This is a genomic window from Paenibacillus polysaccharolyticus (assembly GCF_023714295.1).
Lineage (GTDB): Bacteria > Bacillota > Bacilli > Paenibacillales > Paenibacillaceae > Paenibacillus > Paenibacillus polysaccharolyticus_A.
On sequence record NZ_JAMAUN010000001.1, the window covers coordinates 1135228 to 1154974 of the forward strand.

Annotated in this window: 14 protein-coding genes; 11 read left to right on the forward strand and 3 right to left on the reverse strand. The window is 45.5% G+C overall.

Going from position 1 to position 19747, the window contains the following annotated elements; all coding sequences use genetic code 11:
* Positions 1-51 precede the first annotated feature (51 nt).
* The 8 genes from M3629_RS05540 to infC all read left to right on the forward strand — a co-directional run bounded on the left by M3629_RS05540 (position 52) and on the right by infC (position 10795).
* Complete coding sequence (locus M3629_RS05540; protein WP_251504589.1) at positions 52-1695, forward strand: AraC family transcriptional regulator; 1644 nt, start codon at positions 52-54, stop codon at positions 1693-1695.
* A 232-nt stretch (positions 1696-1927) separates the two neighbouring features.
* Positions 1928-4072: a putative PEP-binding protein gene (locus tag M3629_RS05545; protein ID WP_251503218.1), complete on the forward strand. Its 2145-nt coding sequence runs from the start codon at positions 1928-1930 to the stop codon at positions 4070-4072.
* Between the two features lie 336 nt (positions 4073-4408).
* Positions 4409-6352: an LTA synthase family protein gene (locus M3629_RS05550; protein WP_251503219.1), complete on the forward strand. Its 1944-nt coding sequence runs from the start codon at positions 4409-4411 to the stop codon at positions 6350-6352.
* A 282-nt stretch (positions 6353-6634) separates the two neighbouring features.
* Complete coding sequence (locus tag M3629_RS05555) at positions 6635-7642, forward strand: LLM class flavin-dependent oxidoreductase (protein ID WP_154958809.1); 1008 nt, start codon at positions 6635-6637, stop codon at positions 7640-7642.
* A 138-nt stretch (positions 7643-7780) separates the two neighbouring features.
* Entirely contained in the window at positions 7781-8530 is a 750-nt protein-coding gene (locus M3629_RS05560) for a metallophosphoesterase family protein (RefSeq protein ID WP_251503220.1), read from the forward strand.
* A gap of 117 nt (positions 8531-8647) precedes the next feature.
* Complete coding sequence (locus M3629_RS05565) at positions 8648-8971, forward strand: (2Fe-2S) ferredoxin domain-containing protein (protein ID WP_154886199.1); 324 nt, start codon at positions 8648-8650, stop codon at positions 8969-8971.
* Positions 8972-9181: 210 nt separating this feature from the next.
* A complete protein-coding gene (locus tag M3629_RS05570) occupies positions 9182-10114 on the forward strand; it encodes a manganese-dependent inorganic pyrophosphatase (RefSeq protein WP_251503221.1) in 933 nt (310 codons plus the stop codon).
* Between the two features lie 189 nt (positions 10115-10303).
* Positions 10304-10795, forward strand: a complete 492-nt coding sequence (infC, locus tag M3629_RS05575; protein WP_251504591.1) for a translation initiation factor IF-3 — start codon at positions 10304-10306, stop codon at positions 10793-10795.
* A 116-nt stretch (positions 10796-10911) separates the two neighbouring features.
* Here the strand turns inward: infC and M3629_RS05580 are convergent, their stop codons facing one another.
* Positions 10912-11736, reverse strand: coding sequence for a protein-glutamine gamma-glutamyltransferase (locus M3629_RS05580; protein ID WP_251503222.1), 825 nt, complete (start codon positions 11734-11736; stop codon positions 10912-10914).
* A gap of 202 nt (positions 11737-11938) precedes the next feature.
* Between M3629_RS05580 and M3629_RS05585 the strand changes: the two genes are divergently transcribed.
* On the forward strand, positions 11939-14689 hold the full coding sequence (locus tag M3629_RS05585; RefSeq protein ID WP_251503223.1) for a PAS domain-containing hybrid sensor histidine kinase/response regulator: 2751 nt from the start codon (positions 11939-11941) through the stop codon (positions 14687-14689).
* A 214-nt stretch (positions 14690-14903) separates the two neighbouring features.
* Here the strand turns inward: M3629_RS05585 and M3629_RS05590 are convergent, their stop codons facing one another.
* Entirely contained in the window at positions 14904-15116 is a 213-nt protein-coding gene (locus M3629_RS05590; protein ID WP_090920691.1) for a hypothetical protein, read from the reverse strand.
* Between the two features lie 138 nt (positions 15117-15254).
* On the reverse strand, positions 15255-15992 hold the full coding sequence (locus tag M3629_RS05595; protein WP_251503224.1) for a hypothetical protein: 738 nt from the start codon (positions 15990-15992) through the stop codon (positions 15255-15257).
* 595 nt (positions 15993-16587) lie between these two features.
* On the opposite strand from M3629_RS05595, the gene M3629_RS05600 reads away from it, so the two are divergent.
* Both M3629_RS05600 and M3629_RS05605 read left to right on the forward strand, forming a co-directional pair.
* Positions 16588-18282 (forward strand): M3 family oligoendopeptidase, encoded by a 1695-nt coding sequence (locus M3629_RS05600; protein WP_251503225.1) that lies wholly within the window; start codon positions 16588-16590, stop codon positions 18280-18282.
* Positions 18283-18485: 203 nt separating this feature from the next.
* A complete protein-coding gene (locus M3629_RS05605; protein ID WP_251503226.1) occupies positions 18486-19637 on the forward strand; it encodes an iron-containing alcohol dehydrogenase in 1152 nt (383 codons plus the stop codon).
* The last annotated feature ends 110 nt before the right edge of the window (positions 19638-19747 follow it).

Here is a 19747-nt window from a genome sequence, read left to right on the forward strand (position 1 = left end):
TTCTCATATAAGGAAGATGGATGCACAATGTACGCTTCAATACAGCACATCATGACCAAGCCGTGGCTCTGCTCTTTACAACGCATACAATACATAAATTATACATTGGAAACAAGCTCAACATATTCAGTTCAGCAAACGGAAGCTCATTCTTTTGTTATTGTGGTGCAAGGAAGGGGCGTTCTAACGTATTCTGAGGGCCAAACAAAGCTGGAACCGGGTTCCATATGTTTGGTGCGCGCAGATGTTTCTTTCTCTGTAACAGCTGATGTTGGAGAAGAAGAGGCCTTGACGTTCTATAAAATGGATATGAATTCAATGTTCGAAGACAGCTGTTCCGATAAGTTAATACCGATCCAAAACAATCTGGAGAAGCAGGCTAATAACCGTGAAATAAGTTTGGTTACTGACAACATAATATCCGTAATTGAGTTTACATATACCCCTTGGAGTGCTTGTGTGGAGTGTATAGAACAGTTATATCGCCAGCAACATGTTACAGTTGTGCATGACGTGTGGGATATGCAAATCCAGTTCCAACAGTGGTTCCGAGATGTCATTCGTCAAAATGATCCGGAGCTTCAACCGAATCATGATCGGACCCCACTCCAGCAATCCGTTCAATACATTGAATCGCATTATAATCAGATACTCACCGTGGACGAGCTAGCTTCCCGAGCCGGTCTATCCAGAACAAGTTATACGCGGCATTTCAAGAGATTGACAGGCCAGCTTCCTCTTGATTATGTGAACCGTGTTCGACTGGAGCGATCCAAACAGCTGTTACAGATAACGGATGATCGTCTGCACGATATTGCGAGTCATGTGGGATTTAACAATGAGTATTATTTTAGTCGCCGCTTCAAGCAATACGCGGGAGTCTCACCAGGCGTGTACCGTCGTCATCACCGCCAGGAGGTGCGAGTGTTTGCTCCTTACTTGGAGGATTTCCTGTTGGCGCTCGGAGTAAAGCCGATATTGCAAGGTTCGCACAGAGCCTGGGGCAAACAACGTTATTTACAGCTGGATGATGTGCCCGAATTTGACGTCAGTCAGCGGGATGCCAAGTTTCAGGCGGAGCATATACCAGAGTTCATCATGCTGGACATGGGATATAAAACATGGAACCTGGATCGATTCGAGCAGGTGGCGCCCGTGTATTATGTACATCAAGAGGGTGAAGATTGGCGTGCCATTTTGAAATCGGCGGCAGACGTGCTTGGCAGAAACAATAGAGTCCAGGACGTTATTGAGTCATATGAGGATAAAGCCATGGAGGCCAAAAGACATCTGCAAGGACGTATGCGCAAAGAATCGGTTGCTTTTCTCCGTGTTTCGGCTTCGGGAATTACACTTTACGGCGATCAATCTGGTTATGTAGGCCCAGTCATCTATCGGGATCTCGGTCTCAACCCTCATGAATATGTGACACAGTGGACACAACATGAGCGGAGAGTCGACATTGGATTAGAGCAATTAAGTCAGCTTCGGGCTGATCATCTACTGATTACCTTTGATACTCGTGACTCTTTAAGGATCGGAGAGGAACGGCAACTGCTGGATAGAACGGAATGGACGCAACTTCCAGCTGTGAAGAGTGGTCATGTTTATGAGGTAGACTTTTTGACGTGGATGAACTACGGTGTAATCTCTCATGGGAAGAAAATCGACGATATCTTGCGATTTATAGGGTAGTATTGGTTATGCAAAAAAACAAACAAAGGCTCCTTCAGCTCATGCTGAGGGAGTTTTTGCTTTGTACGGAATCAAATTTAACAAAAAAACAGAATAACGTTCACAAAATGTTGAACCTGTAGTCTTTGAAGACGCTCCTGCAACATAACATTAAAGTGAAGGCAGCGCTGTTTTAAGGCCTAACGACGCTGCTGATTAATTACAGCCATGGACGGCAGATGGGAGAGTTGCAATGACTAAACGGGTAATGCTGTTGGGAGAAAGAGGTGCAGACTTGGAAGGACTGACGCATGGTGTGGGGGTAGCCCTCGCAGAACTGATGCAAGCAGGATGGTCTGTTCCAGCGGGAATGGTCGTTACGACGGATGGCTGTCGCGCATATTGTACCCGTCTTGGTCAACTTTCCGATGAAATCATGGAAGAGCTGGTTAGAGCCATCCGACATCTGGAGCAACAAACGGGTACATCTTTTGGAGGACCGAACCATCCGCTTCTGTTTGATGTGCGATCAGATGAGGCTGGTTATTCTTCGGTATCCGAAGAATACGCTATATCTTACGTAGGTCTGAATGATGACACCGTCGAAGATCTCGCTCGCCAGACAGGCAATCGTTTTTGTGCGCTTCAATGTTATCTCGCCTTACTTCAGCAGTACGGGCACATGGTTCATGGTATTCCTTATAAGATGGCATTTGCGAAGACTGCAGATTCGGAGAACTATTTTACCAGAGAAGCGGAGCTTGAATCATGGATTGAAGAAAAGAAAGGCTGGATTCAGGCGATCAGCGGAAGCCCTTTTCCACAGGACGTAATTTCTCAACTTCAAGCAGCTGTTCGAGCCGTTTATTCTGCTGAACAGATCAACCATGGAGATGATCCCACTGAAGGTAAAACAAAGGCAGGGGTAACCAAAAAAGCAACAAACGGGGCAGCGGTTCTTATACAGGCTATGGTACAAGACGATTACGCTAATCACAAAGGTGCAGGGAAAGTATATACTCGTAATCCCGCAACAGGTGAACAAGGCATGATAGGGGATTATCTTCCGGCAAGAAGCAAGTCTGGCATGGTGCATGCTCTATCATATTTAAAAAGAAATAGTTTAAAGCGCTATACAGAGCTTGAGATGATCTGTACGGAGTTAGAGAGACGCGCGGGGGCAGTGCTGGAACTCTCCTATGTGGTGAAGCCGGGGTCGGTATGCATACAACATGTGCAACCTGCGAAATTAAGTTCATTGGCTACGATCAGAAACGCAGTCCATTTCGTGCAAGAAGGGCTGGTTTCAAAAGAGGAAGCTCTCCTCCGAATGAGATCAGAGGATGTAACAGCGTGTATGCAACAGGAGCTGCCCGAACTGAAGGTTTTGCTGGAATGGGCGAATGAAATAAAAGAGTTATCCATCCTCGCCAAGGTGGAACATATAACAGAGGCTTGGCAGGCACGAGTATGGGATGCGGAGGGAGTGGGGTTATGTACAACAGAGACGATGCTGTTGTCTCCGTCCAGAAAGCCTTTTGTGCAGAAGATGATACTTGCGGATACGGAAGCAGAACGTAGGCGCGGGTTGGAACGATTGTTGCCGATGCAGCAGTCTGACATGGAATGTCTTTTTGAAGTGATGGACGGACGACCGGTGAACATTCAATTATTTAATTTTCTGCTGCAAGGGTTGTTCCTGGATGTAAATATGCTGGAGCAGGATAGTAATGATTCGGCACTGATTTTATCCCAGATTCATGAAATGCAATTGGAGGCTATTTTCAGGGCAGCGGTCAAGAGTATCCGTAAAGGGCTATGGGTTCGTCCCGAAATCATGATTCCGCATGTGGAGCATGTACAAGAGATTCAAAAAATGAGAGCATTGGTGGATCATGTAGCGGATCAGGTACTCGGTGAAGAGCGACGCCACTGTATTTATAAGGTAGGGGCTGCAGTTACCTCACAAAACTCTGCAAGGAAAGCAGCACAAATCGCGCGTTATGCAGACTTTATCTCGTTTGATGCAGATACGCTGACACAATCTATATACGGCAACACTCGTGAGGAGACAACTGGGCGAGAGCAAGTGGACGAAGAGACTTTCCAGAGGGAATGTAGTTCTCCTCATACCTTTGATATAGAAGGGGTAGGCCGTTTAGTGGAGATGACAGCTACGCAAGGGCGAATTCGCAAACCACATCTGAAAACATCCATAACCGTTGAACATATTCTAGATGCGGCGTCCATTTCGTTTATCCATGATATCAAGTTAGTGGCTGTATGTTGCAGACCCGAGCAGATTCCATGGGCTCGAGTTGCAGCAGCGCAGGCAGTCATTCGAGCATCGCGCAACCATCAAAGCATGAAGAACGAGGATATATCCACGATCGCTTGAGTCAATCCTTGTCCTTCATTAAAACACATCTGAGCCAGTGTGGACGTCTTTATAAGTAGAACGATTCATTTACACAAGAACGGAGAAGACAGAAAAAACCTGTAAAAGCGTAGCGGTCGCATTTATCACAAGATTTTCCCCTTGAAAAGAGGGATCAGAAAAATCTGGGGATAACAGCGATTGAAAGGTTATTCTGTCTTCGGAGTGCCTGTGGAAATCATTTTAGTTCTACTTATATAGCATAACCTCAATGGAACAGACACACGAAAACTGTTATACTGAAATATGCGTTTTGTAAAATGAACGTAAAATTTCAGATAAGGGTTGAAAACGACCATGTTTACATCGACGAATAAAAGCAAGCAGTCAACATCACGGACCTTATTTGCCGTCTTGTTTATTTTAATGTTGCTGAAGTTATCCCTTCTGCGTTATTTCTTCTTCAATGGGTTGTCGGGCGTGGGGCTGTTCACCGATGCTCTCGCTGCGCTTACCATTGTATGCGTGCTGGATTTAATTGTACCGCTGAGCTGGAAGCGCACGGTATACGGGGCGTTTAATGTTTTGTTCTCCCTGATTTTGTTTGCAGCCACGTTATATAATGCACACTTCAGTTCAGTTCCTACGTATACCGCGCTAAGTGAGCTGGGGCAGGTTGCGCAGGTTAGAGGAAGTATCGGACCACTGGTCCGGCCGCAACACTTTATGTTTTTTGCCGATATTATTTTGGCTATACCGGTCTGGTTGGTCAGACGCAAACGCAGCAAAGGGGCGTATCGTAGCAGTTACCAGGAGAGTAGCCTGACATTTGGCAGAAATCGCAGGCGCTACTGGGGCAAACTGGGCGTTGCACTTACAGCAGCGTTCTGCATCGTTTTGTCTGGCAGCTTTATCGTCAAGGGGGAAACGATTGATAACGAGCTGGTACGGGCTGAAAATCTCGGTTTTCTGAACTATCAGGTGTCCTCGGCAATTCTGACGAGCAAAGAAAATGAGGCCATTGCCCATGGCAATATTAACGAAACGATTGCCAAGATTAATGCATTGGTTAGCCAATATCCATATAAGAACAACGCGGATAACGGTTCAGTGGTGAAGGCCAAATATTTTGGTCAAGCAAAAGGCAGTAACTTGATTGTGCTTCAATTGGAATCCTTTCAAAATTTTCCGATTAACGCTTCGCTAAATGGTCAAGAATTAACGCCAGTCTTAAATAATCTTGCGAAAGAAAGCTATTATTTCTCTCATTTCTTCCAACAGATCGGTCAAGGAAATACATCGGATGCGGAGTTTATGTCGAATACGTCCATTTATCCTACAGGAGTTGTACCGATGTCAGCCGGGTATAGTGACCGTGACCTTCCAAGCCTGCCCAAACTGCTGGCGAAAGAAGGATATGAGTCCGAGACATACCACGTCAATGACGTAACTTTTTGGAACCGCAACAAGATGTACCCCGCCCTGGGTTTCACAAGATACTTCGATAAACCGAGCTTTGCGAATGATAAATTCAACGATTTTGGGCCATCGGACGAAGAATTGTATCGGGTGGGTGTGGAAAAAATGACTGCGCATCAGGCGGCCAAACAGCCGTTCTATGCTCAGTTCATCACGGCGTCAAGCCATTCGCCGTTTACTGTTCCAGCCGATCGCGCACGTATTGAAATTCCGGCGACAATTACAAACAAACTGTTACATGATTACCTGCAAGCGATCAATTATACAGACTACGCAGTAGGTCAACTGATTGACGAATTGAAGGCCAACGGTTTATGGGATAATACAACGCTTGTGCTCTATGGCGATCACTTTGGACTACCGGAGGAACCAGAGATTACACAGCAGATTCAGGAAAACTTGAATATCCCATACGATGGAAAAGTAAGCCGATTCAATATTCCGCTGATGATTCATACGCCGAAACAAACGAAAGGGCAAGTGATTGAGCAGCCGGGTGGTCAACTGGATATTCTGCCTACCGTCATGAATCTGATGGGCGTATCGCTGAAGCAAGAGAAGTTCACAGCGTTTGGGCATGACTTGCTCAATATGGATCACAATGCATTCGGTATTCGTTATTACTTGCCAACCGGTTCATTTGTGAATAATGACATCATGTTTATTCCTGGTGCAGGCTTTGACGATGGAACGGCATACTCGCTCAAAACCTATGAGCCAGTCACGAATCTGGAGCCGTACCGTTCCGATTACGAACATGTGCTCAGCTTGATGAAGCTGTCTGATGAGTATGTGAAGTTATTGCCTAAACGAGCACCTTAATTTAAATGAGTTTGAATAGTGCAGTGTCATTTTAGTAAGGTGAATAAACAGGCTAGACAAATAAGGTAGACAAGTAAGTTAGGCCGAGATAATGTCCTATAACGCAGCCAGCTAAAAACTGGCTGTGTTTTTTTATTTTCTTTTCGATACGTCAGGGGGAAAATGAAGAGTAAAGTAATGTAAAGTTTGAAACTGTAATTTTTAATGTTACAATGGACAAGTAAGCATAAGGGGAAAACCACCTTTATTCCATCACTTCACTGACGAGAGGAATGAATATATATGAAATTGAGTGTACTGGAGCATGGACACATTAGTGAGGGTCGCCATGTACATGATGCCTTGCAGGAGGCTGTAACGTTAGCGCAGCATGCCGAGCAACTGGGGTATTCCCGATTTTGGATGTCCGAGCATCACGGCGGAGGTGCGCTGTCCTTTTCAAGCCCGGAAATCATGATTGGTCATGTGGCTGCCCATACGGAGCGTATTCGAGTAGGATCAGGAGGCGTTATGCTTCCGCATTACAGCGCGTATAAAGTGGCGGAAAACTTCCGTTTGCTTGAAGCTTTACACCCTGGACGTATCGACCTTGGCATTGGGCGTGCACCAGGAGGTATGCCTATTGCCAGTAGGGCTTTGAACGAGGGCAAATCATCGAATGTACAGTTTTTCCCGCAACAGATTGCGGATCTTGGTGGTTACTTCCACGAGCAGTTGCCTGAAGATCATCGTTTTGCTTCCCTTGTAGCCGGACCTTCCGTTCCAACGGTACCCGAAGTATGGCTCTTGGGGTCCAGCTCGGAAGGAGCAAGGATTGCCGCGGCGCAAGGGACTGCCTATGCATTTGCCCAGTTCTTTGGAACACCAGGCGGAGAGGAAGCGATGAAACATTATCGTCGGCACTTCAAACCGTCCATTCTAGGCGACAAACCTCACTCCATGATTGCGGTCTCCGCTTTCTGTGCGGATACAGAAGAAGAAGCCGCTGAACTGGCTCGCAGCAATGAGTTATTTTTCCTGCGACTTGGACGCGGACTGGAACAGAAGTCCTTCCCTTCTCTTGAAACAGTGAATAACTACCCATATACAGCGATGGAGCTCGAACAGATTCGTCAGCGCCGCTCATTCTCCATCATTGGCACGCCGGATCAGGTGAAGGACAAAATTATTGCGATGGCTGAACGTCACGAAGCCGATGAAGTGATTATTGCGTCTGCCATCCATTCGTTCGAAGCACGTCTGCGTTCTTTCCGTCTGATTGCAGAAGCTTTCGGTCTGAATCAGAACTAAAGCAGGATTATATCTATAGGATCGGGAATATAAGTTTGGATAAGACGGGAACCTTGCTGATTTGGCTGCAGTTGTTGCAGCAGGCAGACAGGGTTCCGGTTTGCATTTTGGGTTCAACCGGAAAGAGAGGAGATTCACTTGCGCAGATGTGTCATCAGTGACATTCACGGTTGTTATGATGAATTCAATGCACTGCTGGAGCAGGTTCATTATGACCCGTCGCAGGATGAGTTGATTTTGCTGGGGGATTATGTAGATCGAGGCCCTAATAGCAAACAGGTCATTGAGCAGATTATGAAGCTAAGACAAGAGAACCAAATCGTTATTCTCAAGGGGAATCATGATGCCATGATGGTGAAGGCTCTGACCCATGATGTCGAAGAGTACGATTTACACTGGATTCGCAATGGCGGATTACAGACGCTCGCGAGTTATCTACCCGTTTCATATGATGGTGATCAGATGGACTGGCAGGCGTATGCCCAGGACAAACAATGGATGCGCTCTCATTATGAGCATCATCTGCATTTTCTGGACGAGCTTCCGTTGTCGTATGAGATTCCGGGATACATTTTCGTACACGCGGGGATTAACCCGGCTGTAGCCGACTGGAGAAACCACCAGTCCGAACGGGATTTTCTCTGGATTCGCGAACCTTTTTACAGCAGACCTACAGCACTTAAGGAGATTGTTGTGTTTGGACATACCCCTGTGCAATATTTGCAGGATGAGCCTGGAATCTGGATGGACCCGCGCGGAGACAAGATCGGTATAGACGGTGGATGTGCTTATGGTGCACAATTGAATTTGCTGGAGATTAACGAAGCAGGTCGTTTGCAGACATTCTTTGTGAAAAAAGGATTGAATACGTTCGATCCTGAGCTGTAGTTTATCGTTATCGTTGCACAAACCTGGATAGATGTGCTAATTTATAGAGTTGTAATGTTATACTGTGCAATCATAAAAAGATACATATCCTATTGATGTGAGAGGAATGAAGCGAGTTTGGCTATCTATAATCTGGATCAACTGCAACACCATATTTTACTCTGTAACGGCGGAACATGCATGCGTAATGAGGGGGAAGAAGTCACTCAGGCGGTGCGGGACGAAATTGCGAAACAACAGGCCGGAGGATTCATTCATACAACACGTACCAAATGTAATGGCCGCTGTGATGATGGATGTGTCACCATTGTGTATCCGCAAGGGGACTGGTACGGTAAAATGACCCCGGAATCAGGCCGGGAGCTCGTGCAAGCCCTGTGTAAAGGTGACAAGCTGGACGGACATCTAATTACAAATGTAGCGAACACCCCTGCAAATTAGAACAGACGTGGATACCTGTTGATGATAATAAGCCAATAGCTTCTTCTTGATTCCCGGCGTTCGCCACCTGCGAAACTGGCCTTCATGTAATCTCTCATTAATTCGCTGTAAAGGGATTGGAATTAAGACGTATAAGCGCTATAATCAGTAAGGTATGATTCAAATAAGGATAAGTTTAACTTAAACTCGAATTGACGGAGGGCTATGAATATGGAAAAAGTACTAATTTTCGGCCACAAAAACCCGGATACAGACACGATCTGCTCAGCAATCGCGTATGCAGACCTGAAAAGCAAATTGGGACAGGAAGTTGAAGCCGTGCGCCTGGGCGAAGTGAATGGCGAAACGCAGTTCGCACTGGATCAATTCAAAGTTGAAGCACCGCGTATGATCAAAACAGCGGCTAACGAAGTGAATAAAGTCATTCTGGTGGATCACAATGAGCGTCAGCAAAGTGTAAGCGATATTGAAGATGTAACCGTTGTTGAAGTCATTGACCATCACCGTATTGCCAATTTTGAGACAAGTCAGCCTTTGTATTTCCGTGCGGAGCCTGTAGGCTGTACTGCAACGATTTTGAACAAAATGTACAAAGAGAACGGGATCGAAATCAGCGCGCCGATCGCGGGTCTGATGTTGTCCGCGATTATCTCCGATTCCTTGTTGTTCAAATCTCCAACTTGCACAGAGCAAGACGTAGCTGCAGCACGTGAGCTGGCTGCTATTGCCGGTGTAGATGCAGATAGCTATGGTCTGGACATGCTGAAAGCTGGCGCAGACTTGAGTCAGAAAACAATTGCTGAGCTGATCTCTCTGGATGCGAAAGAATTCGCTATGGGTACAGCGAAAGTGGAAATCGCCCAAGTGAATGCGGTTGACGTTAATGATGTACTGGTAAAACAGCCAGAGCTTGAAGCGGCGATTGAAGCGATTATCTCCAGCAAAGGACTTGACCTGTTCTTGTTTGTTGTGACGGATATCTTAAACAACGACTCCGTTGGACTGGCTTATGGCGCATCTGCTCAAGCGGTTGAAAAAGCATACAATGTAACGCTGACAGACCACAAAGCATTGCTCAAAGGCGTTGTATCTCGCAAATCGCAGATTGTACCTGTTCTGACAGAAGCATTTAACTCGTTGTAATTCGGGGGACACGCCACGATATTTCGAGAAAAAGTCATCGTAATGACAGGTTGTTAATCTTAACGCAACGTATGCAACGTAGGTAACGTTTATAACAGCACACGAAATGTAGTCTAATATTTAAGCCTGCTCTGATCTTCAGTGATCAGGACAGGCTTTTCATGTCAAGGAGGAAGATGCATGGCTCAGATCATTAAAAATGAAAAGATCAAAGCTAACGAAGTGCAACTCACCGGTCTGAATGGAGAAGACCTGGGCGTCATGTCAACACAGGAAGCACTGGCACTGGCCAAACAGCATAAGGTAGACTTGGTATGTTTGTCCCTGATGACCAGCCCACCTCCGTGTAAACTGATTGGTGCGGGCGCTGCCCGTGAAGAAGCACAGCAGGCGAAGAAAAAGGCAGGCAAATCTCCGGATAAACGCAAAGTAAAGGAAATTCGGTTGCATCTGCAAATGGAGGATCATGACCGGGATGTGAAGCAGTCACAAGCAGAGCGTATTCTGAAAAAAGGTGACTCCGTGAAATTGGTTATCCAAGTGCATGGAGCCAAAGAGGGAGAGTCAGGCAAAGCCTGGGCAGAAGAACTGTGCAAAGCGTTGAAGGAATACGGCGTTAAAACGACAGGAGTTCAGGTTAGCGGCAAGCAAGTTGTGGTTCAGCTTGATCCACCGAACTGATAACATATTGCAAGGAGCCCAATATCAAGTCAGCGGCATGGCTGCTTGTGATTGGGCTTTTTGCAATATATGGGTTATTCTATAAATGACGCTTAACTGATCTCATGATCGGACATTCAAGTACGCAAATAGCGGCTGCCGCCTACTCGAACATACATTTGTCCAGGTAATACGGGTGTGGTTATGTCCGGGTTGTTGCCGGTGGCATTTTTGGCATAGCGGGATAAATAAAGGAAGTCTGGATATATGACCATATCCATTAAATAGGCCGAGGTCATGCTGCCGGGAAAACGAAAATGATTTAAGGTTCGAATTATTTCCTGACCGTTTGCAATGCCAATACCATGTCCGTAGTACCAGTTTTCCCTCAACATAATGGTGTTTTCACCTTGCCATTCAGGGGTTTTGGGTGACACGTCTGGATTTTTGAAATAAAGCACATCTCCAGGTAGTGCGAGTTCCTTGCCATTCTTTTCTGTCAAACGCAGATCACTGTCGTAATGCCAGTCAAATAGCAACAGATTACGGAATAATGAATTAAAGGCATCCTCACGGATGCTTCCAAGTACGCCTCCATAGAGTACAATAACGGTAGCGGTTGCACACTCGAACGCATATAAGCGTCCGTTTCTCCATATATCTCGGATGCCTTCTGCAGGTGTTACATCTGGCCTTAGCTCGAATCCACCCTGTGCATTTCGATTCCAAAAGGCAGGGTTACACCTGGAGTCTTCGAATGAGGCAAAGCTGACACCGCTTCGGTTCAACCCTTCGGCTGCATCAACAAGGGATTCTCTTAAGCTCCATTCAAAATGGAGATGATCCATGGATTGATACACATACCTTATGGGGCGGTTTTGTAGCTGCTGTAACCAGTACCATTCAAATGCAGACCATTCGGATGGCGACAGTTGAATCGGTTGATTCGCAACAATAATCATGTGGCAATAACCTCCGTTCTTTCATGACCTGGGTGTGCTGAAAAGCTGAAGATCTTAACGTGTCGATTGTTGCCATGTTTTTTTGCTTTTGTTTCGTTTAACTATCGTGGCATTTGGGGTACTACTCTATAAGATATAGTTATGTTCAGGTCGATCTGTTCATACGAATAACATTTACATTCTCGGTAAGGGAGGATACGTAGTGTCGAACTCCATCACACAGAGCCGGTCTCTGTTCGAACAATTATACACACACGCGCCAATCGGCATTGCTGTCGCTTCTCATGTTAATGGACTGTGGGTGCAGTTAAATCCAGCTTTTTGCGAGATGCTTGGATCAACGGAGGAAGAACTGTTGCATACTTCCGTTGTACATATGATATATGAAGAGGACCTCAGGTACGAAGAGTTTCGCAGGAATTTCTGGGAGATGACTAACGGTGAACAGCCGATGTACGAAACAGAGGTGCGCCTGAAACGAAAAAACGGCACGTTGCTGTGGGCAACAATCAGAGCTTGCATTGTCCGGGACGAGGTAAGCGGAGAGCCATTATATTTACTAGTACAAGCTGCAGACATTACGAAGCAAAAAGAGGCAGAAGAAACACTCCTTGAACAGCGTCAGCAACTGGAAGAAAGTAGTCGTATTTCGCGCATCCTGGCTGAATCATCCATGGATCTGATTGCAATTCACGAAGCGGATGCCGAGCGCACGTTCAAATATGTATCACATGCCAGCAGAAAAATGCTCGGTTACGAGCCTGAAGAAATGATCGGACGCTCAGGAATGTTCTGTATTCATCAGGACGATATCCCGGCTGTAAAGGCTTATATCCGCCGTCAGATGATCGGGCTCACTCCGGAGCGGATTAGTTATCGTCTAGTGCACAAAGATGGTTCCCTTGTATGGGCGGACACGCTGACCCATTATGTTTGTGACGAGTCGGGAAATTTGCAAGAGATGGTTGCTGTCACACGTGATATTACAGAAAGCAAACAGCAACAATTGAATTTGCAGGAGTACAAGTCGTTGTTTGATTGTAATCCGCTTGGTGTGGCATCTCTGGATCTGGACGGTAACTTGCTGAAAGCGAATGTTGGGCAGGAGCAATTAACAGGGCATAGCAAAGAAGAACTGTTAAGCAGACCTTTTGATCATCTGATTGATCCGGTCGATTTGGAGAAGACACGTTATCATTTTGAAGAATCGGTCAAGGGTGTAGCGCAGCGTTATGAGATTGGTCTGATTCATAAGGATGGACAACGAATCGAGACAAGTGTGATCAACGTTCCTATTTTATTAGAAGATAAAGTGGTTGGTGTCTATGGCATTACGAGTGATGTTACAGCAGCCAAACGTTACGTCGAAGAGATTGAAAATTTAAGTTATGAAAGAGCACTGATCTTGAATGGAATGTCAGAAGGTGTGATTGGGCTGGATCTGGATGGAAACGTGAATTTTGCCAATCCTGCAGCGGCGGAGATGATGAATATCTGTCCGAGTGAGATGAACGGTAAACCTTTGGAAAAAATGATGATACAGATGCAGAGCGAGGGCATTCCATATCCGACGAACGGCACACCTATTTTGCGGGCTGTGCGTGAAGGTAGGGCCTTGCCTCGTACCGAATCCGTATTTTGGCGTCAGGACGGATCGAGTTTTCTCGCAGAGTTCCAACTGAAGCCGATTATGGATCAAGGGAAAACACGTGGTGCTGTGCTGGTCTTCCGTGATATGACTTCGGTAAAAGAAATCATTCGTGCCAAGGAAGCAGCAGAGCATGCGGATCGTGCAAAATCCGAGTTTCTTGCCATTATGAGCCACGAGCTTCGTACACCGCTAAACGGGATTATGGGAATGGCACATCTTTTGATGGAAACGGAGCTGAATGAGGAGCAACAGGGATTTGCCGAGATTATGATTGGTAGCGGGGAGTCGCTACTCTATATTTTGAATGAAATACTGGATTTCAGTAAAATCGAAGCAGGTAAAATGGATCTGGAACAGGGGCCAGTAGATATTCGGGACATGTTAAGCAGTGTAATAGAGCTGTTCTCCATTAAAGCCTCTGAGAAGAATATTGAGCTGTACAGTGAAGTATCGGATCACATTCCGGAACGTGTATGCGGAGATGAGACAAGAATTCGTCAAATTCTGATTAATTTGGTGGGTAATGCTGTTAAATTTACTGAAAAAGGAAGCGTCACGATCATTGCGGAGATGGATTCTTCGCAAGCATATGGTCCAGATCAGGTGATGCTTTCGTTTAAAGTCAAAGATACAGGCATTGGTATTGCATTTGATAAACAGCATCAATTATTTCAATCCTTCTCCCAGTTGGACCCAGCGATTAATCGGAAATTTGGAGGAACGGGACTGGGACTTGCCATTAGCAAGAAATTAGTGGAGCTGATGGGCGGAGCTATCGGAGTTCAAAGTGAGATTGGGCAGGGGGCGGAATTCCAGTTTACTATTATGCTGGACAAGTGGAGAGAGGAGGAAATGGTGTCAGAAGAAGGTGAGGTTGCTGTCACGGTAGAATTGCCAGAGCGTAACCGCCTTGCACAAGGCATTCGGATTTTGATTGCCGAGGATCAGGCTGTGAATAGCCATCTTCTGGAGGAAATGCTTCGCAAATTTGGCGGGGTGTGCGATGTTGTGGAAAATGGAGAACAAGCTATACATTTGCTCGCAACCACCCCTTATGATTTAATTTTCATGGATATTCAAATGCCTGTGATGGATGGGATTGAAGCGACTTGTGAAATTAGGAAAATGCATCCGGCAATCCCTGTCATCGCCGCAATAACGGCTTTTGCGGGGGAACGAGACAGGGAAGCATGTCTGCAATGCGGAATGCAAGACTTCATAAGCAAACCTTTCCACTCTGCAGAAATTGTCCGGGTGCTGAACACATGGGTACCTTATATTCATTCCCAGCGGGCGAATTAAACGTGGACATACGAAAGTGTCAGAAGTAACAGCAGCCCAAACGTCAAACGAAGAGCTAGGCTTGTAATTATACGTTAGATTTTGAGGGTACCCAAAGAATACCAAAGACAAAAACCTGTATCTCCAAAGGAGCACAGGTTTTTTGGGCTGAAATTTGCTGTTTTTTTGTGCGCTTAAGTGTGTTGAAGTTACTAAACTGCTAGGAAGCTCGTACTCAGGACCATCCTCCGATTAATCCTGAGAGTGTTACACATTCATCATCTTCCAATTCTGCGATCAGCGTAAGCTCTTCATTATCTTGCGGATTTACCGAAAATAACTCACGGCGTCCGTCTTCATGTTTGATGATAACTAACTGATTACCACCTTTTGTATGAAACTGGTACTTCACCCCGATACCAGGCAGGGCGCATTCCCGGATATTCATGAAACTTGTTCACCTCTTTAGTTGTGCTTTAATCATCGTTAACCGTTCTCACAGTACGGATGTATTCTACTATCCATAACACCGTTTGGCAAGTCACAAATCAGATTGCATGGAAGTTGTTATGAATTTTCAGGGTTTTCAAAACGAATTTTGCTGTCGTCTTGACCGTCTGCGCCGTATAAAGAACCAGATGAGCAGGACCAGGATCAGTACAAGGCCAGCGATGGCCACCAACAGGATATTCCGAATATTCGGAATCTGTACCGTCAAATCCAGCTTATTCTTTTGCAAGGGAGAAACGTTCCAGATCAACGTTTTGCCGCCATCCTCTACCTGATCGGCATTAGAGTCTTGAGCTTTAATCGGCAGAGAAAGTTTGAAATCAAAATTCACATCTTTTAACAAAAGACGTTTGAGAAAACCCGGAACGCTGTTGATCCTATCTTTAATATCCCCATCCGGCATCGATTCCATAAGGTCAGCTTCAGCAAGGATATGCATTCGGGATGTGAAAAAACCTGGTGTTGTTGATCGTTCGATATGAATTCCTGTCGGTAGCTTCGAGGAATCGAATCCGGTCATGTTGCTTTTCTCATAATGGGTCGTTGCTTTCAATACGTTCTGATCTGCCTGTTTGGTCACTTCTGCCTTAAAGTTATTTCGCTCCAATGCTTCCGCTAGCAAAGACATTAGATTGTCTTGTCCAATTTTGCCAAGAGCCGAGTCCGACACACTTAGATTCAGATCCAGATCGGCCGTTCCGTTTGTATTCACGGTTACATGAGCTTCTCCATCTGCACAGGCGGATAACATGATAAGCATGAGGGCAAGTATAATAGAAAGCGATAAATGACGTATATAATTACGAGTTGACATGAAGAGCCTGCCTTTCTGCGTAGGTCTAGTGTAGTTATGTCCATATCTATCCAATCCAGAAGTATAGTATACAACGGAACGACTGGAGATGCGAACAAGATGCATAAAGCGAGCTCTATGGTGCGATAACTATGGCGCTGGATAAAAAAAAGTAAAGTGAAAGTGATGTTTATCGTTGATTAAAATTAAAGATTTCGTATTTTTGTCAATACTCTGTTAATTCAAAAGGTCATTCCGCGTGTACACTAAGATAGAGATGAATATACGGGCAAGGGGGGTACATTCATGACTTATATTATTATTCTGGCTGTGATTATGGTTGTGGGTATGATTGGAATGGGCTGGTTCTATAAGATTGTTGACGAAGACAAACATTAATTGTGGAACCATCCATAGGAACAATTGAAAAAAAGACAAGCCTATAAGCTTGCTTCGCAGATGCGAGGCGGGCTTATTTGATATTTATGTAAAAGCATTTGACCGATGGACAAATATTTTTCGTAAAGTTGGGATTTTTAAGCTTCACTTTTGTATAATAAGGGATAGCTTCTCGGGTTTTTCCCGAAATTTGCCAAACAGGAAAGGGTGTACATAAATGAAGTTTAGTGAATACACGTATACACGTCCCGATCTGGAACACATCAAGACCTCTTTCGGTGAACTGCTGAAGGGATTCGAAGCGGCATCTACAGTGGAAGAGCAGAGTGAATTCATGGACAAGATCAATGCTTTGCGTAACGATTTTGAAACGCAAGCACAGCTGGTCTATATCCGTCATTCTATTGATACCAATGATGAGTTTTATAAGGCAGAGAATGAATTCCTGGACGATAGTCAGCCTGTTGTCCAAGAATACATTACCGATTTTTACCGTGCGCTGGTGAACTCCAAGTTCCGTGCAGAACTAGAGAAAAAGTGGGGACCCCAGCTGTTTCAGCTCGCTGAGCAAGCTTTGAAAACATTCAGCCCGGAGATCATTGAAGACCTCCAGAAGGAAAATAAACTTTCTACGGAATACAATCAGCTGATTGCTTCTGCCAAAATTCCATTCGAAGGCGAAGAGCGCACGCTGCCTCAGCTTCATCCGTTTGAGCTGTCTACGGATCGCTCGATGCGTGAACGTGCTTCAGAAGCCCGATATACATTTATGGCGGAGCACGAAGCTGAATTTGACCGCATTTACGACGAACTGGTGAAGGTACGTACACAGATTGCGAAAAAACTGGGGTATCCGAGCTATGTGGAGCTTGGTTATGACCGTATGAACCGTACAGATTATAATGCGGAGATGGTCGCTAATTTCCGCGCGCAAGTCCGCGACTACATCGTCCCTGTTGCGACCAAGCTTAGAGAGCGTCAGCGTAGCCGGATTGATGTCGATACACTTTATTTTTACGATCAAGGTTTTAGTTTCAAAACGGGCAATCCAACACCCAAAGGTGATCCGGACTGGATCGTAGAGAACGGGAAACGCATGTACGCAGAACTTTCACCAGAGACCGATGTGTTTTTCCAGATGATGACTGACAACGAATTGATGGATCTGGTAAGCAAAAAAGGCAAACAGGGCGGTGGATATTGTACGTTCCTGAACGATTACAAAGTGCCGTTTATTTTCTCCAACTTCAACGGTACGTCGGGTGACATTGATGTATTGACTCACGAAGCAGGACATGCGTTCCAGGTGTATGAGAGCCGCAATTTTGCAGTGCCGGAATATAACTGGCCAACCTTCGAATCTGCAGAGATTCATTCGATGAGTATGGAGTTTTTCACTTGGCCGTGGATGGAGCTGTTCTTCAAAGAAGATACAGACAAGTATAAGTTTGACCATTTGTCCTCTGCGTTATTGTTCATTCCTTACGGGGTCGCTGTGGATGAATTCCAGCATTTTGTGTATGCGAATCCAGATGCGACACCGACTGAGCGCAAACAGGCTTGGCGCAATATCGAGAAAATCTATCTGCCACATATCAACTACAAGGATAACGCGTATCTGGAGCAAGGCGGATTTTGGCATAAACAAGGTCATATTTTCTCTTCACCATTCTATTACATTGACTACACGCTGGCACAAATCTGTGCGTTCCAGTTCTGGAAACGCAGTAATGAAGATATGAAATCAGCATGGGCTGATTATCTGACATTGTGCAAAGCTGGCGGTAGCCTGTCCTTCACAGGTCTGGTGGAGCTTGCTGGTTTGAAATCACCGTTTGAAGACGGCTGCGTATCATCCGTCATTGGTGAGATTGAAGCATGGCTAGATGGTGTTAACGACAAGGCATTGTAATCGGAAAACGAATCAAACGATATGGCGACTTAGACCCTGAAGGTGTCTAGGTCGTCTTTTTATGATCGAAAAACAATAAAATCCGGTTAGCTTCATGGGATCATGTAACATTTATCAATTGATTGTGATTTATTTCACTATAGCTGGAAACGGATTCAGTTACAATAAAGATAGTAAATCAGGGTTACAGGAGGCTGGTTCAGATGGCAACGCATGCATATTATGTCCCACCCGTGAATTTGATGGGTAGAGGGTGTTTGCAGGATGCAGCTCCAATGATTGGACAGATGAGTATACGTAAGGCACTGGTTGTTACGGATCAGGAACTGGTTACGTCAGGTATTGCCGAACGTGTATTGTCTACGCTGCGAAAAGCAGGGTTAGACTATGTCGTGTATGATGAGGTACAGCCCAATCCAACGTGTGAGCAAGTGCATGAAGGGTTACAAGTATTCCAGAACCATGGCTGTGACGCCATTATATCGATAGGCGGAGGTTCACCGCAGGATGCGGCAAAAGCGATTGGAATCGTTGCTGCCAACGGTGGACACATCCGTCAATATGAAGGACTGCATCAATCCCGAACCAAATCGGTCCCGCTGGTAGCTGTGAATACAACAGCTGGTACATCCAGCGAGGTGACGATGAACTACGTCATTACAGATGAGGAGCGAAAAGTGAAAATGGTAATGGTAGATCGGAACTGTCTAGTTGATCTGTCGGTAAATGATCCAGAGCTTATGCTGAGTAAACCCGCGAGTCTGACTGCTGCAACGGGTATGGACGCGTTAACCCATGCGGTTGAAGCGATGGTTACACCAGGTGGGTTTACGGTTACAAGTGCAACTGCGGCGGCGGCGGTCAAATTGATCTTTGAATATTTGCCAAGAGCGGTGAAGGATGGGACAGATCTGGAAGCAAGGGAATATATGACTTACGCCTGTTTCCTGGGAGGTATTGCTTTTAACAATGCGGGTCTCGGATATGTTCATGCCATGGCACATCAATTAGGCGGGGTGTATGATCTGCCGCACGGTGTGTGCAACGCGATGTTGCTTCCTTATGTTGAAGAGATGAATGCGAAACATGTGCCGGACAAATTCCGTCATATCGCCAAGGCAATCGGTATGGATGTGAAGGAGCGCACCGATGAGGAATGTGCACAATACGTCGTTACAGCAATTCGGAACCTGGCCAAAGAAGTGGGTATTCCTGAAAAGCTGTCCGAACTTGGGGTACAGAATCCGGATGTGGAATTGCTTGCAAGGAATGCAATGAAAGATGCTTGTGCACCTGGTAATCCGTATCAACCGTCCAAGGATGAGGTGATGAACCTTTTCCGAAAGATAATGTAGAACCAATACAAATAAAGGATAGAGAGAAACTTATATATCTGCTCCGACATAGACTACAGAGAAAAAAATAATGGTACAATGGAGTCGCTGAGATCAGCGGCTTTTTTGAC